This window comes from Pseudomonas sp. TE3786 (assembly GCF_054057335.1).
The window spans coordinates 16,380-31,609 of record NZ_JBSRZF010000002.1 but is presented as its reverse complement, the minus strand read 5'-3'; the positions used below and the strand labels follow the sequence as shown (position 1 = coordinate 31,609).

The following is a 15,230-nucleotide window of genomic DNA, read 5'->3' as shown; positions in this document are numbered from 1 at the left end:
ATGGACACATTAACGGAGCATGCCGTTGCCGTAGCCCTTCAGGTTGGCTTTCTTCATCAGGGATTCGTACTGGTGTGAAACGAGGTGCGATTGTACTTGCGACATAAAGTCCATCACAACCACTACCACGATCAGCAACGAGGTCCCGCCAAGGTAGAACGGCACGTTTGCGGCAACCACCAGGAACTGGGGCAGCAAGCAAACAGCCATCATGTACAAAGCACCGAACATGGTTAAGCGAGTCAACACGCCATCGATATAGCGCGCCGATTGCTCACCTGGACGGATGCCAGGAATAAAGGCACCAGACTTCTTCAGGTTTTCCGCTACGTCTTTCGGGTTGAACATCAACGCTGTGTAGAAGAAGCAGAAGAACACGATCCCTGCACTAAACAGCAAGATATTCAACGGCTGACCAGGAGCGATAGCCTGTGAAACATCCTGAAGCCAGCCCAAACCTGCAGACTGGCCAAACCAGGCGCCCAGCGAAGCCGGGAACAACAGAAGGCTACTGGCGAAAATAGCCGGGATAACGCCGGCCATGTTCACCTTCAACGGCAAGTGGCTAGTCTGCGCAGCGAAGACCTTGCGGCCCTGCTGACGCTTGGCGTAGTGAACGGCGATACGACGCTGACCACGCTCAATGAACACCACAAAACCGATGATCGCTACCGCGAGCAAGCCGATTGCAACCAGGGCGAAGATATTGATATCACCCTGACGCGCAGACTCGAAAGACTGCCCAATTGCACGCGGCAAACCAGCGACAATACCTGAGAAGATCAACATCGAGATGCCGTTACCGACACCGCGCTCAGTGATCTGCTCACCCAGCCACATCATGAACATGGCACCAGCAACAAAGGTGCTGACTGCCACGAAGTGAAAGCCGAAATCGCCCGAGAACGCTACACCTTGACCAGCCAGGCCAACGGACATGCCGGTTGCCTGCACAAACGCCAGAATCAAGGTGCCGTAGCGGGTGTACTGGCTGATCTTGCGACGGCCAGATTCACCTTCCTTCTTCAACTGCTCCAGCTGCGGACTGACAGCGGTCATGAGCTGCATGATGATCGACGCCGAGATGTACGGCATGATCCCCAGTGCAAAAATGCTCATACGCTCCAGCGCGCCGCCGGAAAACATGTTGAACAAGCTAAGAATGGTCCCCTCATTCTGCCGAAACAGATCCGCCAACCGGTCCGGGTTGATACCAGGAACTGGGATGTGCGCACCTACTCGATAGACGATGATCGCCATAAGGAGAAAGCGCAGACGAGCCCAGAGCTCGGATAACCCGCCATTGCTGAGCGCTGAGAGAGCACCTTGCTTAGCCATTTATTCCTCGAATTTGCCGCCAGCTGCTTCGATAGCCGCGCGCGCACCTTTGGTGGCCGCGATACCTTTGAGGATCACCGCACGAGTAATCTCACCGGACAGCATTACTTTCACGCGCTGTACGTTTTGATTAATCAGGTTGGCATCCTTAAGTGACTGCAAAGTCACAACATCGCCTTCCACTTTATTCAGCTCGGAGGTGCGAACTTCTGCACGATCCATAGCCTTCAGGGAGACGAAGCCGAACTTCGGCAGACGACGATGCAGCGGCTGTTGACCGCCTTCAAAGCCCGGAGCGATGGTGCCACCGGAGCGGGAGGTCTGACCTTTGTGGCCACGGCCACCAGTCTTACCCAAACCGCTACCGATACCACGGCCCGGACGGTGCTTCTCGCGACGGGAACCCGGCGCAGGACTCAGATCGTTCAGGTGCATGTGTTAACCCTCAACTCGCAGCATGTAGTAAGCCTTGTTGATCATCCCGCGGTTAGCCGGAGTATCCAGGACTTCTACAGTGTGACCGATGCGACGCAGACCCAAACCCTTAACGCACAATTTGTGGTTAGGGATACGACCGGTCATGCTCTTGATCAGCGTTACTTTTACGGTAGCCATGATCAGCGGATCTCCTCAACGCTCTTGCCGCGCTTGGCAGAAATAGAACCTGGGGATTGCATAGCTTTCAAACCTTTGAAAGTGGCGTGAACCACGTTTACCGGGTTAGTCGAGCCGTAGCACTTGGCCAACACGTTCTGCACGCCAGCAACCTCGAGGACAGCACGCATAGCGCCGCCAGCGATGATACCGGTACCTTCAGAAGCAGGCTGCATGTACACCTTGGAGGCGCCATGAGCAGACTTCATTGCGTACTGCAGAGTGGTGCCGTTCAGGTCCACTTGAATCATATTGCGACGAGCAGCTTCCATAGCTTTCTGGATAGCGGCTGGCACTTCGCGGGATTTACCGCGACCGAAACCAACACGGCCCTTGCCATCACCCACCACGGTCAACGCGGTGAAAGTGAAGATACGGCCGCCTTTTACGGTCTTGGCTACGCGATTAACTTGTACCAGTTTCTCGATGTAGCCTTCGTCGTTGCCGTTGTCGCGGCTGTCGCGTCTTTGATCGTTATTTGCCATAACTTAGAACTCCAGCCCGCCTTCACGAGCAGCATCAGCCAGCGCCTTAACGCGGCCGTGGTACTTGAAGCCAGAACGGTCGAATGCCACCTGAGTGACGCCAGCGGCTTTCGCACGCTCAGCAACCAGTTGGCCAACTTTCGTGGCCGCGTCGATGTTGCCAGTGGCACCAGCACGCAGATCCTTGTCCAAAGTCGAAGCGCTTGCCAGGACTTTGCTGCCGTCGGCCGAGATGACCTGGGCGTAAATGTGCTGCGAAGAGCGGTACACGCAGAGACGCACGGCTTCTAGCTCGTGCATTTTCAGGCGTGCTTTGCGAGCGCGACGCAGTCGAGTAACTTTTTTGTCGGTCATTTGCTATGCCCTACTTCTTCTTCGCTTCTTTACGGCGGACGACTTCGTCTGCGTAACGCACACCTTTACCTTTGTAAGGTTCTGGCGGACGGAAGTCACGGATCTCAGCGGCCACTTGACCCACCAGTTGCTTATCGATGCCCTTGATCAGGATATCGGTTTGGCTAGGAGTTTCTGCGGTAACGCCTTGTGGCAGTTCGTAGTCCACCGGGTGCGAGAAGCCAAGCGCCAGGGAAAGGATTTCGCCTTTGGCCTGAGCTTTGTAACCAACACCAACCAGCTGCAGCTTGCGCTCGAAGCCTTGGCTGACGCCGATTACCATGTTATTCACCAACGCACGGGTGGTACCGGCCATTGCACGAGTTTGTTGGTCGCCATTGCGAGCCGCGAAACGCAGCTCACCAGCCTCCTCAACAATTTCAACGGACGAATGAACGTTCAGTTCGAGAGCGCCTTTGGCACCCTTCACCGAGAGCTGTTGACCGGCGAGTTTGATCTCTACACCAGCTGGCAGCTTAACGGGGTTTTTAGCAACGCGAGACATGCTTATCCCCCCTTAGAACACGGTGCAGAGCACTTCGCCACCGACACCGGCAGCGCGCGCAGCACGATCCGTCATCACACCTTTGTTGGTGGAGACGATGGAAACGCCGAGACCGCCACGAACTTTCGGCAGGTCATCAACGGACTTGTACTGGCGCAGGCCTGGACGGCTGACGCGCTTCACTTCTTCGATGACCGGACGGCCTTCGAAGTATTTCAGCTCGATGGACAGCTGCGGCTTAACATCGCTGCTGATCTGAAAACCCGCGATATAACCTTCGTCCTTCAGGACTTTGGCTACAGCCACCTTCAACGTGGAAGACGGCATGCTTACGACGGACTTTTCAGCCATCTGGGCATTACGGATACGAGTTAGCATGTCCGCTAACGGGTCCTGCATACTCATGGGCTAGGTGCTCCTGAAACAAAAGAATTAGCCATACGGCTACTGCATATCGCTAGAAATATGCCAGGCATATAAAAGCCAGGCTCAGGCGAGCCGAGCATTCTAGAGACTGATTAAAAATGAATCAAGCCCCAAAAGGGGCTTGATTCATTTTTGCTCACTGCCAGGGCTGAACGGTTAAAGGCTCAGCCTTGGCATGTCGAGACTTTGACTTACCAGCTAGCTTTCACCAGACCTGGTACATCACCGCGCATTGCAGCTTCGCGCAGCTTGTTACGGCCGAGGCCGAACTTGCGGTACACGCCGTGCGGACGACCGGTGATGCGGCAACGGTTGCGCAGGCGCGAAGCGCTGGCGTCACGTGGTTGCTTTTGCAGGGCGATCTGCGCTTCCCAACGAGCTTCCGGACTGGTGTTCGGATTCTGGATGGTAGCTTTCAGCTCAGCACGCTTTTTGGCGTACTTGGCAACCGTTTGCTGACGCTTCAGCTCGCGGTTTTTCATGCTTGTCTTGGCCATGTTCCTACTCCGATCAGTTGCGGAACGGGAATTTGAAAGCACGCAGCAGAGCGCGGCCTTCATCATCCGTACGAGCAGTAGTGGTCAGGGTGATGTCCAGACCGCGCAGAGCATCGATCTTGTCGTAATCGATTTCCGGGAAAATGATCTGCTCTTTAACGCCCATGCTGTAGTTGCCACGACCATCGAAGGACTTGGCATTCAGGCCGCGGAAGTCACGCACCCGCGGCAGGGAGATCGAAAGCAGACGATCCAGGAATTCGTACATACGATCGCGACGCAGAGTAACTTTAACGCCGATCGGCCAACCTTCACGGACTTTAAAGCCTGCGATGGATTTCCGAGCGTAAGTCACAACGACTTTCTGACCGGTAATTTTTTCCAAATCCGCTACCGCGTGCTCGATGATTTTCTTATCACCGATCGCTTCGCCGAGACCCATGTTCAGGGTGATTTTGGTAACGCGCGGAACTTCCATCACGTTCGACAGCTTAAGTTCTTCCTTAAGCTTCGGAGCGATTTCTTTCCGATAAATCTCTTTTAGTCGTGCCATGGTCTTCTACCTAGCAGTGTTCAAGCATCAACCGCTTTTTGGGTCGACTTGAAGACACGAATTTTTTTGCCGTCTTCTACTTTAAAACCAACGCGATCAGCCTTGCTGGTTTCAGAGTTGAAAATGGCGACGTTGGAAGCGTGCAGAGGCGCTTCTTTCTCGACGATACCGCCTTGAACGCCCGACATCGGGTTCGGCTTGGTATGGCGCTTCACCAGGTTGATCCCACCAACGACCAAACGGTCGTCAGCGAGAACCTTGAGCACCTTGCCACGCTTACCTTTGTCTTTGCCGGCGATCACGATGATCTCGTCGTCACGACGAATCTTTTGCATGTCGGATCTCCTTACAGCACTTCAGGGGCGAGCGAGACGATCTTCATGAACTTCTCAGAGCGAAGTTCACGGGTCACGGGCCCAAAGATACGGGTGCCGATCGGCTCTTGCTTGTTGTTCAGCAGAACAGCAGCGTTGCCATCAAAGCGGATAATCGAGCCGTCTGGGCGACGAACGCCGTGACGAGTGCGGACTACAACAGCAGTCATCACTTGGCCCTTTTTCACTTTACCGCGGGGAATTGCTTCCTTAACGGTAACCTTGATGATGTCGCCGATGCCGGCATAACGACGATGCGAACCGCCCAACACCTTGATGCACATAACACGACGAGCGCCGCTGTTATCAGCTACATCGAGCATGGATTGAGTCTGAATCATATAATTTCTCCGACCCCTAGTCCTTAGACTTCCACTGCGCGTTCAACGACTTCAACCAGTGCCCAATTTTTGGTCTTGGCCATCGGACGAGTTTCACGAATAGTGACTTTGTCGCCGATGTGGCACTGGTTGGTTTCGTCGTGGGCGTGCAATTTGGTCGAACGCTTCACGTATTTACCGTAGATCGGGTGCTTAACGCGACGCTCGATCAGTACGGTGATGGTCTTGTCCATCTTGTCGCTGACGACACGGCCAGTCAGCGTACGGACAGTTTTTTCAGCTTCAGCCATGATTACTTACCTGCCTGCTGGTTAAGCACAGTCTTCACGCGAGCGATGTCGCGCTTAACTTGCGAGAGCAGGTGAGACTGCCCCAACTGGCCAGTTGCTTTCTGCATACGCAGATTGAACTGGTCGCGCAGCAGGCCGAGCAGTTGCTCGTTCAGCTGCTGTGCTGATTTTTCACGAAGTTCATTCGCTTTCATCACATCACCGTCCGCTTAACAAAGGAGGTGGCGAGCGGCAGCTTTGCAGCAGCCAGGGCGAAAGCCTCACGCGCCAGCTCTTCGGAAACGCCTTCGATCTCATACAGGACTTTGCCTGGCTGGATCTGGGCTACCCAATATTCAACGCTACCCTTCCCTTTACCCATCCGCACTTCGAGAGGCTTCTTGGTTACAGGCTTGTCTGGGAACACGCGAATCCAGATTTTCCCGCCACGCTTTACGTGACGAGTCAGAGCACGACGGGCGGACTCAATCTGACGGGCGGTGAGACGACCGCGGGCAACAGACTTCAGCGCGAACTCGCCGAAGCTGACTTTGCTACCGCGCTGAGCCAGACCACGGTTGTGGCCTGTCATCATCTTGCGGAACTTCGTACGCTTTGGTTGCAACATTTGGCGTACCCCTTACTTAGCAGCTTTTTTACGAGGCGCTGGTGCTTGTGGTTTCAGTTCTTCTTGGCGACCACCAATTACTTCGCCTTTGAAGATCCAAACCTTCACACCGATCACACCGTAAGTGGTGTGCGCTTCGTACGTGGCATAGTCGATATCGGCACGCAGGGTGTGCAACGGCACACGACCTTCGCGATACCACTCGGTACGGGCAATTTCTGCACCGCCCAAACGACCGCTCACTTGGATTTTGATGCCCTTGGCACCAATACGCATGGCGTTCTGTACAGCACGCTTCATAGCGCGACGGAACATCACACGACGCTCCAGCTGCTGAGCTACGCTCTGCGCAACCAGCATACCGTCGAGCTCCGGCTTGCGGATCTCTTCGATATTGATGTGCACAGGCACACCCATTTGCTTGGTCAGGTCCTGACGCAGCTTCTCAACATCTTCACCTTTCTTCCCGATAACGATACCTGGACGAGCGGTGTGAATGGTGATGCGTGCAGTCTGAGCCGGACGATGGATGTCGATACGGCTTACGGACGCGCTTTTTAGTTTGTCTTGGAGGTATTCACGCACCTTCAGATCTGCGAACAAATAGTCCGCATAAGTCCGACCGTCGGCGTACCAGACGGAGGTGTGCTCCTTGACGATTCCCAGGCGAATGCCAATGGGATGTACTTTCTGACCCATCTCTTCGACTCCGTTACTTGTCAGCAACCTTGACAGTGATATGGCAAGACCGCTTGACGATGCGATCAGCACGGCCTTTGGCACGTGGCATGATGCGCTTCAGCGAACGCCCTTCGTTGACGAAAACAGTAGAGACTTTGAGGTCATCTACGTCAGCGCCTTCGTTGTGCTCGGCGTTGGCTACAGCCGACTCCAGCACTTTCTTCATGATTTCCGCGGCTTTCTTACTGCTAAAAGCCAGCAGGTTGAGCGCTTCGCCCACCTTCTTCCCGCGGATTTGGTCGGCGACCAAGCGGGCTTTCTGGGCGGAGATTCGAGCGCCCGACAACTTAGCGGCTACTTCCATTTCCTTACCCCTTAACGCTTGGCTTTCTTGTCAGCCACGTGCCCGCGATATGTACGGGTACCGGCGAACTCGCCCAGTTTGTGACCGACCATGTCTTCGTTCACGAGAACTGGAACATGTTGACGACCGTTATGCACAGCGATGGTCAGACCGACCATTTGTGGCAGGATCATCGAACGACGCGACCAGGTTTTCACCGGCTTGCGATCGTTCTTTTCCACCGCCACTTCGACCTTCTTCAGTAGGTGAAGATCAATAAAAGGACCTTTTTTCAGAGAACGTGGCACTGTCGTATCCCTCTATTTACTTGCGACGACGGACGATCATGTTATCGGTGCGTTTGTTACCACGAGTCTTCGCGCCCTTAGTCGGGAAGCCCCATGGAGACACCGGATGACGACCACCAGAGGTACGACCTTCACCACCACCATGTGGGTGGTCAACCGGGTTCATGGCAACACCACGAACGGTTGGGCGAACGCCACGCCAGCGTTTGGCACCAGCTTTACCCAGCGAACGCAGGCTGTGCTCGGAGTTCGAGACTTCGCCCAGGGTCGCACGGCATTCGGCCAGTACTTTACGCATTTCACCGGAACGCAGACGCAGGGTCACGTAAGCGCCTTCACGAGCGATCAACTGAGCCGAAGCACCAGCGGAACGAGCGATCTGAGCACCTTTACCCGGCTTCAACTCAACACCATGAATGGTGCTACCGACTGGGATGTTACGCAGTTGCAGCGAGTTGCCCGGCTTGATCGGAGCGAGAGCACCCGAGATCAGCTGGTCGCCAGCGCTCACGCCTTTAGGGGCGATGATGTAACGGCGTTCGCCGTCTGCGTAAAGCAACAGTGCGATGTGAGCGGTACGGTTTGGATCGTATTCAATACGCTCGACAGTGGCAGCGATGCCATCTTTGTCATTGCGACGGAAATCGACCAGACGGTAATGCTGCTTATGACCACCACCGATGTGACGAGTGGTAATACGGCCATTGTTGTTACGACCACCAGACTTCGACTTCTTCTCGAGCAGCGGTGCGTAAGGAGCGCCTTTATGCAGCTCCTGGTTGACCACCTTGACCACAAAACGGCGGCCAGCGGAGGTCGGTTTGCATTTAACGATTGCCATGATGCTCCCCTTCCTTACTCAGCACTGCTGCTGAAGTCGAGATCTTGACCCGGCTGAAGGGAGATAACTGCCTTCTTCCAGTCGTTACGCTTGCCCAGACCGCGAGCGGTGCGCTTGCTCTTACCCAGAACGTTCAGGGTAGTAACACGCTCAACTTTCACGCTGAACAGGCTTTCGACGGCCTTTTTGATTTCCAGCTTGGTTGCATCGGTAGCAACCTTGAAAACGAACTGGCCTTTTTTGTCAGCCAAAACCGTGGCTTTCTCAGAGACGTGCGGGCCAAGTAGCACTTTAAATACGCGTTCCTGGTTCATCCCAGCAGCTCCTCGAATTTCTTCACGGCCGACACAGTGATCAACACTTTGTCGTATGCGATCAGACTGACCGGATCGGAACCCTGTACGTCACGAACATCGACGTGCGGTAGGTTGCGAGCAGCCAGGTACAGATTCTGATCAACAGCATCAGACACGATCAGAACATCAGTCAGACCCATGCCATTCAGCTTATTCAGCAGAGTTTTGGTTTTTGGTGCGTCGACCGCGAAGTCTTCAACCACAACCAGACGATCACTACGCACCAGCTCAGCAAGGATGGAGCGCAAAGCTGCGCGATACATCTTCTTGTTCAGCTTTTGGCTATGATCCTGAGGACGAGCTGCGAAAGTGGTACCGCCGCCACGCCAGATTGGGCTACGGATAGTACCGGCACGAGCGCGGCCAGTACCCTTTTGACGCCATGGACGCTTACCGCCACCGGACACGTCAGAACGGGTCTTTTGCTGCTTGGTACCCTGACGACCGCCAGCCATGTAGGCCACGACTGCCTGGTGAACCAGAGTCTCGTTGAATTCGCCGCCGAAGGTCAGTTCGGAAACTTCGATCGCCTGAGCGCCATTTACATTTAATTGCATGTCAGCTTCCCCTTAACCGCGAGCCTTGGCTGCCGGACGCACAACCAGGTTGCCACCGGTAGCGCCAGGAACAGCGCCCTTAACCAGCAGCAGATTGCGTTCAGCGTCGACGCGCACAACTTCGAGGGACTGCACGGTCACGCGCTCAGCGCCCATATGACCGGACATTTTTTTGCCCTTGAATACACGACCAGGAGTCTGGCACTGGCCGATAGAGCCAGGGACGCGGTGGGAGACGGAGTTACCGTGGGTGTTATCTTGACCGCGGAAGTTCCAGCGCTTGATGGTACCGGCGAAGCCTTTACCTTTGGACTGACCGGTGACATCCACCAGCTGACCTGCTTGGAAAATTTCTGCATTGATCAGATCGCCAGCCTGGTAGTCGCCTTCTTCAAGACGGAATTCCCAGACGCCGCGACCGGCAGCTACGTTAGCTTTAGCGAAGTGACCTGCTTGAGCAGCAGTCACGCGCGAAGCACGACGCTCACCGACAGTGACTTGCACTGCACGATAGCCATCGCTTTCTTCAGTCTTAAACTGGGTGACGCGATTCGGCTCGATCTCAATGACCGTAACCGGAATGGAGACACCTTCTTCGGTGAAAATACGGGTCATACCGCATTTACGACCGACTACACCAATAGTCATGTTGTAAACCTCATGAGTGTACGGGGCTTTCACCCGCTATGGCCGCCCATTTCAGAGCGTTACACGACTAAAACCAGACGGTTTTAGCCGAGGCTGATCTGAACTTCTACACCAGCTGCAAGATCAAGCTTCATAAGAGCGTCAACGGTTTTATCCGTCGGCTGGACGATGTCCAGAACGCGCTTGTGAGTGCGAATCTCGTACTGGTCACGCGCGTCTTTGTTGACGTGCGGGGAAACCAGAACAGTGAAACGCTCTTTGCGAGTGGGCAGAGGAATCGGACCACGCACTTGAGCACCAGTACGTTTCGCGGTTTCCACGATTTCCTGGGTGGATTGGTCAATAAGGCGATGATCAAAAGCCTTCAACCGAATCCGGATTTGTTGATTTTGCATTGTCCACAGACTCCCAGTTGCTATTCCCAACGGACGCAATACGCCCGTTAAAAGGAGGCGCAATTCTATAGACGCCCCCTACAGGTGTCAACCCAATAAAAAAACCCCCGCAAGCGGGGGCTTTTTCACAAATCAACGATTACTCGATGATTTTGGCAACAACGCCGGCACCAACGGTACGGCCGCCTTCGCGAATCGCGAAACGCAGACCATCTTCCATGGCGATCGACTTGATCAAGGTAACAACCATCTTGATGTTGTCGCCCGGCATTACCATCTCAACGCCTTCCGGCAGTTCGCAGCTACCAGTTACGTCGGTAGTGCGGAAGTAGAACTGAGGACGGTAGCCTTTGAAGAACGGGGTGTGACGACCACCTTCGTCTTTGCTCAGGATGTAAACCTCAGCTTCGAACTTGGTGTGCGGCTTAACCGAACCCGGCTTGGCCAGTACCTGACCACGCTCAACGTCTTCACGCTTGGTACCACGCAGCAGAACGCCGCAGTTCTCGCCAGCACGACCTTCGTCGAGCAGCTTGCGGAACATTTCAACGCCGGTGCAGGTAGTCTGAGTAGTATCACGCAGACCTACGATTTCCAGAGCCTCTTGAACCTTGACGATACCGCGCTCGATACGACCGGTAACCACAGTACCGCGACCGGAGATCGAGAATACGTCTTCGATTGGCATCAGGAATGGCTTGTCGATAACGCGAACCGGCTCAGGAATGTAGCTATCCAGAGTCTCTACCAGCTTCTTAACAGCGGTAGTGCCCATTTCGTTGTCGTCTTGGCCGTTCAGAGCCATCAGAGCCGAACCGATGATGATCGGGGTGTCGTCGCCTGGGAACTCGTAAGTGCTCAGCAGGTCGCGAACTTCCATCTCAACCAGTTCCAGCAGCTCTGCGTCATCCACCATGTCAGCCTTGTTCAGGAAGACAACGATGTAAGGAACGCCAACCTGACGGGACAGCAGGATGTGCTCACGAGTTTGCGGCATCGGACCATCAGCGGCCGAGCAAACCAGGATAGCGCCGTCCATCTGAGCAGCACCGGTGATCATGTTTTTTACGTAGTCGGCGTGACCTGGGCAGTCAACGTGCGCGTAGTGACGCACAGCCGAATCGTATTCAACGTGAGCGGTGTTGATGGTGATACCACGAGCTTTTTCTTCCGGGGCGCTATCGATCTTGTCGAAGTCAACGCGAGCCGAACCGAAAACCTCGGAGCAAACACGGGTCAGAGCAGCGGTCAGAGTGGTTTTACCGTGGTCAACGTGACCGATGGTGCCAACGTTGACGTGCGGTTTGTTACGTTCAAATTTTTCTTTAGCCACGACAATAAACTCCTTGCCTAAAGGGGCTGATATCAGCCTTGTTTTTTGATCAGAGCTTCGACGATGTTCGACGGAGCTTCGGAGTATTTGGAGAATTCCATGGAGTAGCTTGCGCGACCCTGAGACATGGAACGGACGTCGGTCGCATAACCGAACATCTCGCCCAACGGCACTTCGGCACGGATAACCTTGCCCGAAACCGTATCTTCCATACCCTGGATCAAACCACGGCGACGGTTCAGGTCACCCATCACGTCACCCATGTAATCTTCCGGGGTTACCACTTCAACTTTCATGATCGGCTCAAGCACAACACCGCCACCCTTCTGGGCCAGCTGCTTGGTCGCCATGGAAGCTGCGATTTTGAACGCCATCTCGTTGGAGTCGACGTCGTGGTAGGAACCATCAAACACGGTAGCCTTCAGGCCGATCAGCGGATAACCGGCAACAACGCCGTTCTTCATCTGCTCTTCGATACCCTTCTGGATCGCCGGGATGTATTCCTTCGGAACCACACCACCCACAACTTCGTTGACGAACTCCAGACCTTCCTGACCTTCGTCAGCCGGTGCGAAGCGAATCCAGCAGTGACCGAACTGGCCACGACCGCCGGACTGGCGAACGAACTTGCCTTCGATCTCACAGCTCTTGGAGATCTTCTCGCGGTAGGAAACCTGAGGCTTACCGATGTTGGCTTCTACACCGAACTCGCGCTTCATGCGGTCGACGAGAATATCCAGGTGCAACTCGCCCATACCGGAGATGATGGTCTGACCAGTCTCTTCGTCGGTCTTGACGCGGAACGACGGGTCTTCCTGAGCAAGTTTGCCCAGAGCGATACCCATTTTTTCCTGGTCATCCTTGGTCTTAGGCTCAACGGCTACGGAAATTACCGGCTCCGGGAAGTCCATACGAACCAGAATGATCGGCTTGTCAGCAGAGCAGAGGGTGTCACCAGTGGTGACGTCCTTCATACCGATCAGAGCAGCGATGTCGCCAGCGCGTACTTCTTTGATCTCTTCGCGGGTGTTTGCGTGCATTTGCACCATACGGCCCACGCGCTCTTTCTTGCCTTTAACCGAGTTGATCACGCCGTCGCCGGAGCTCAACACACCCGAGTAAACGCGAGCAAAGGTCAAAGTACCCACGAATGGGTCAGTAGCGATCTTGAACGCCAGAGCCGAGAACGGCTCGCTGTCGTCTGCGTGACGCTCCATCTCAACAGTCTCGTCATCCGGGTCGGAACCCTTGATGGCAGGAATGTCGACCGGGGCCGGCAGGTAATCAACAACGGCGTCGAGAACCAGGGGAACACCCTTGTTCTTGAACGAAGAACCGCAAACAGCCAGGACGATTTCGCCAGCGATGGTACGCTGACGCAGAGCGGCCTTGATTTCCTCGTTGGTGAGCTCTTCACCTTCGAGGTACTTGTTCATCAGCTCTTCGTTAGCTTCGGCGGCAGCTTCAATCATGTTGCTGCGCCACTCGTTAGCCAACTCTTGCAACTCGGCCGGGATTGCTTCGCGACGAGGAGCCATGCCCTTGTCGGCGTCATCCCAGTAAACAGCTTCCATGGTCATCAGATCGATCTGACCCTGGAAGTTGTCTTCAGCACCGATAGCCAATTGGATTGGCACCGGAGTGTGACCCAGACGCTGCTTGATCTGACCAACTACGCGCAGGAAGTTTGCGCCAGCACGGTCCATCTTGTTCACGTACACAAGACGCGGAACGCCGTATTTGTTGGCTTGACGCCATACGGTTTCCGACTGCGGCTCAACACCCGAAGTACCACAGAACACCACAACCGCGCCGTCGAGTACGCGCAGCGAGCGCTCTACTTCGATGGTGAAGTCAACGTGCCCGGGGGTATCGATGATGTTGAAGCGGTAGCTGTCTTTGTGCTGCTTGACGGAACCAGACCAGAACGCAGTAGTAGCCGCGGAGGTAATGGTAATACCGCGCTCCTGCTCCTGAACCATCCAGTCCATGGTCGCGGCGCCATCATGCACCTCGCCCATTTTGTGGTTCACGCCAGTGTAAAAAAGCACGCGCTCAGTGGTGGTGGTTTTGCCAGCATCCACGTGCGCGACGATACCGATGTTACGGTAGCGGGAAATCGGTGTAAGACGAGCCATAAAGCCCTCGCAATATTAGAAGCGCTGAATTTAGAAGCGGTAGTGCGAAAACGCTTTGTTGGCTTCAGCCATACGGTGCACGTCTTCACGCTTCTTAACTGCAGCACCTTTGCCTTCAGCAGCATCCAACAGCTCGCCAGCCAAACGCAGGGCCATGGATTTCTCGCCACGCTTACGGGCGAAATCCACCAACCAGCGCATAGCCAGGGCGTTACGACGGGACGGACGAACTTCGACCGGAACCTGGTAAGTAGCACCACCTACACGGCGCGACTTCACTTCGACCAGCGGAGCGATGGCGTCGAGAGCTTTCTCGAAGATTTCCAGGGGATCGCTGTTCTTACGCTCTTTAACCTTTTCCAGGGCACCATAAACGATACGCTCGGCAACGGCTTTCTTGCCGCTTTCCATTACGTGGTTCATGAACTTGGCCAGGATCTGGCTACCGTATTTTGGATCGTCAAGCACTTCGCGCTTGGCTGCTACACGTCTTCTTGGCATGGATAAGCCCTCAAACGGTCTTCAGGTTAGCCCGGGAACAATAAAACCCCTGGATGACAATCCTGGGTTGAACGCCCGACCTTACTCTTATCGACTCAGAAAAATGAAAATCTATTTTGGGTGAAACGACCGATTACTCGGGCGCTGCACTTACTTCGGACGCTTGGTACCGTATTTCGAACGGCCTTGGTTACGACCTTTAACACCGGAAGTATCCAGGGAACCGCGAACGGTGTGGTAACGAACACCTGGCAAGTCTTTTACACGACCGCCGCGGATCAGTACCACGCTGTGCTCTTGCAGGTTGTGGCCTTCACCGCCGATGTACGAGGAAACCTCGAAACCGTTGGTCAGACGCACACGGCATACTTTACGCAGTGCCGAGTTAGGTTTTTTCGGCGTGGTGGTATACACACGGGTGCATACGCCACGACGTTGCGGGCAGTTCTGCAGCGCAGGAACGTCGGATTTCTCGACGATACGCTTACGCGGCTGACGTACCAGCTGGTTGATAGTTGCCATCTACTAGCTCCACTGTTGTCTTTCGACGCTATTGTCTTACAAGAAAAACAAAATGGCAGGACAAGAGTCCCGCCAAATTTAGGGGTACAAGAGTCTAAAGAGCTTCTGACACCCCGTCAAGACAAGGCCCGGTGACGCTTACGC

The 15,230-nt window shown here is 54.7% G+C and carries 26 protein-coding genes; all 26 read right to left on the bottom strand.

Annotated features, from left to right (window positions below):
• Positions 1-9 precede the first annotated feature (9 nt).
• Positions 10-1,338 (bottom strand): preprotein translocase subunit SecY, encoded by a 1,329-nt coding sequence (gene secY, locus ACVW0Y_RS02565; RefSeq protein WP_271196084.1) that lies wholly within the window; start codon positions 1,336-1,338, stop codon positions 10-12.
• Positions 1,339-1,773, bottom strand: coding sequence for a 50S ribosomal protein L15 (gene rplO, locus ACVW0Y_RS02560; protein WP_457435858.1), 435 nt, complete (start codon positions 1,771-1,773; stop codon positions 1,339-1,341).
• A 3-nt stretch (positions 1,774-1,776) separates the two neighbouring features.
• Positions 1,777-1,953, bottom strand: coding sequence for a 50S ribosomal protein L30 (gene rpmD, locus ACVW0Y_RS02555; protein ID WP_110618213.1), 177 nt, complete (start codon positions 1,951-1,953; stop codon positions 1,777-1,779).
• Between the two features lie 2 nt (positions 1,954-1,955).
• Positions 1,956-2,477, bottom strand: coding sequence for a 30S ribosomal protein S5 (gene rpsE / locus ACVW0Y_RS02550; RefSeq protein WP_457435855.1), 522 nt, complete (start codon positions 2,475-2,477; stop codon positions 1,956-1,958).
• 3 nt (positions 2,478-2,480) lie between these two features.
• Entirely contained in the window at positions 2,481-2,831 is a 351-nt protein-coding gene (gene rplR / locus ACVW0Y_RS02545; protein WP_108096525.1) for a 50S ribosomal protein L18, read from the bottom strand.
• A 10-nt stretch (positions 2,832-2,841) separates the two neighbouring features.
• Positions 2,842-3,375, bottom strand: coding sequence for a 50S ribosomal protein L6 (gene rplF, locus ACVW0Y_RS02540; RefSeq protein WP_108096526.1), 534 nt, complete (start codon positions 3,373-3,375; stop codon positions 2,842-2,844).
• A gap of 12 nt (positions 3,376-3,387) precedes the next feature.
• Positions 3,388-3,780 (bottom strand): 30S ribosomal protein S8, encoded by a 393-nt coding sequence (rpsH, locus tag ACVW0Y_RS02535; protein ID WP_108096527.1) that lies wholly within the window; start codon positions 3,778-3,780, stop codon positions 3,388-3,390.
• 212 nt (positions 3,781-3,992) lie between these two features.
• Positions 3,993-4,298: a 30S ribosomal protein S14 gene (gene rpsN / locus ACVW0Y_RS02530; protein WP_457435852.1), complete on the bottom strand. Its 306-nt coding sequence runs from the start codon at positions 4,296-4,298 to the stop codon at positions 3,993-3,995.
• Positions 4,299-4,311: 13 nt separating this feature from the next.
• Entirely contained in the window at positions 4,312-4,851 is a 540-nt protein-coding gene (gene rplE, locus ACVW0Y_RS02525) for a 50S ribosomal protein L5 (RefSeq protein ID WP_108096529.1), read from the bottom strand.
• A gap of 20 nt (positions 4,852-4,871) precedes the next feature.
• Positions 4,872-5,186: a 50S ribosomal protein L24 gene (gene rplX / locus ACVW0Y_RS02520; protein WP_010486994.1), complete on the bottom strand. Its 315-nt coding sequence runs from the start codon at positions 5,184-5,186 to the stop codon at positions 4,872-4,874.
• 11 nt (positions 5,187-5,197) lie between these two features.
• A complete protein-coding gene (rplN, locus tag ACVW0Y_RS02515) occupies positions 5,198-5,566 on the bottom strand; it encodes a 50S ribosomal protein L14 (RefSeq protein WP_003289207.1) in 369 nt (122 codons plus the stop codon).
• A gap of 23 nt (positions 5,567-5,589) precedes the next feature.
• A complete protein-coding gene (gene rpsQ, locus ACVW0Y_RS02510) occupies positions 5,590-5,856 on the bottom strand; it encodes a 30S ribosomal protein S17 (RefSeq protein WP_108096530.1) in 267 nt (88 codons plus the stop codon).
• Positions 5,857-5,858: 2 nt separating this feature from the next.
• Complete coding sequence (gene rpmC, locus ACVW0Y_RS02505) at positions 5,859-6,050, bottom strand: 50S ribosomal protein L29 (protein ID WP_002555481.1); 192 nt, start codon at positions 6,048-6,050, stop codon at positions 5,859-5,861.
• On the bottom strand, positions 6,050-6,463 hold the full coding sequence (rplP, locus tag ACVW0Y_RS02500) for a 50S ribosomal protein L16 (protein ID WP_108096531.1): 414 nt from the start codon (positions 6,461-6,463) through the stop codon (positions 6,050-6,052). Before rplP ends, rpmC begins: the two co-directional genes overlap by 1 nt.
• A gap of 12 nt (positions 6,464-6,475) precedes the next feature.
• Positions 6,476-7,162 carry a 30S ribosomal protein S3 gene (gene rpsC / locus ACVW0Y_RS02495; protein WP_027982006.1) on the bottom strand — a complete coding sequence of 229 codons (687 nt, stop codon included), beginning with the start codon at positions 7,160-7,162 and terminating at the stop codon, positions 6,476-6,478.
• Between the two features lie 13 nt (positions 7,163-7,175).
• Positions 7,176-7,508, bottom strand: coding sequence for a 50S ribosomal protein L22 (gene rplV / locus ACVW0Y_RS02490; protein WP_003103908.1), 333 nt, complete (start codon positions 7,506-7,508; stop codon positions 7,176-7,178).
• Between the two features lie 11 nt (positions 7,509-7,519).
• Positions 7,520-7,795: a 30S ribosomal protein S19 gene (gene rpsS, locus ACVW0Y_RS02485; protein WP_003255482.1), complete on the bottom strand. Its 276-nt coding sequence runs from the start codon at positions 7,793-7,795 to the stop codon at positions 7,520-7,522.
• Between the two features lie 16 nt (positions 7,796-7,811).
• Complete coding sequence (gene rplB, locus ACVW0Y_RS02480; RefSeq protein WP_457435848.1) at positions 7,812-8,636, bottom strand: 50S ribosomal protein L2; 825 nt, start codon at positions 8,634-8,636, stop codon at positions 7,812-7,814.
• A gap of 14 nt (positions 8,637-8,650) precedes the next feature.
• On the bottom strand, positions 8,651-8,950 hold the full coding sequence (gene rplW / locus ACVW0Y_RS02475; RefSeq protein WP_002555488.1) for a 50S ribosomal protein L23: 300 nt from the start codon (positions 8,948-8,950) through the stop codon (positions 8,651-8,653).
• Positions 8,947-9,549 carry a 50S ribosomal protein L4 gene (rplD, locus tag ACVW0Y_RS02470; RefSeq protein ID WP_108096533.1) on the bottom strand — a complete coding sequence of 201 codons (603 nt, stop codon included), beginning with the start codon at positions 9,547-9,549 and terminating at the stop codon, positions 8,947-8,949. Before rplD ends, rplW begins: the two co-directional genes overlap by 4 nt.
• 12 nt (positions 9,550-9,561) lie before the next feature.
• A complete protein-coding gene (rplC, locus tag ACVW0Y_RS02465; RefSeq protein ID WP_108096534.1) occupies positions 9,562-10,197 on the bottom strand; it encodes a 50S ribosomal protein L3 in 636 nt (211 codons plus the stop codon).
• Between the two features lie 83 nt (positions 10,198-10,280).
• Positions 10,281-10,592, bottom strand: a complete 312-nt coding sequence (rpsJ, locus tag ACVW0Y_RS02460; protein ID WP_003186070.1) for a 30S ribosomal protein S10 — start codon at positions 10,590-10,592, stop codon at positions 10,281-10,283.
• Positions 10,593-10,731: 139 nt separating this feature from the next.
• Positions 10,732-11,925 carry an elongation factor Tu gene (gene tuf, locus ACVW0Y_RS02455; protein WP_108096535.1) on the bottom strand — a complete coding sequence of 398 codons (1,194 nt, stop codon included), beginning with the start codon at positions 11,923-11,925 and terminating at the stop codon, positions 10,732-10,734.
• Between the two features lie 32 nt (positions 11,926-11,957).
• A complete protein-coding gene (gene fusA, locus ACVW0Y_RS02450) occupies positions 11,958-14,063 on the bottom strand; it encodes an elongation factor G (protein WP_108096536.1) in 2,106 nt (701 codons plus the stop codon).
• A gap of 30 nt (positions 14,064-14,093) precedes the next feature.
• Positions 14,094-14,564: a 30S ribosomal protein S7 gene (rpsG, locus tag ACVW0Y_RS02445; protein ID WP_002555493.1), complete on the bottom strand. Its 471-nt coding sequence runs from the start codon at positions 14,562-14,564 to the stop codon at positions 14,094-14,096.
• 150 nt (positions 14,565-14,714) lie between these two features.
• Positions 14,715-15,086 (bottom strand): 30S ribosomal protein S12, encoded by a 372-nt coding sequence (gene rpsL, locus ACVW0Y_RS02440; protein WP_003186084.1) that lies wholly within the window; start codon positions 15,084-15,086, stop codon positions 14,715-14,717.
• Between the last annotated feature and the right edge of the window lie 144 nt (positions 15,087-15,230).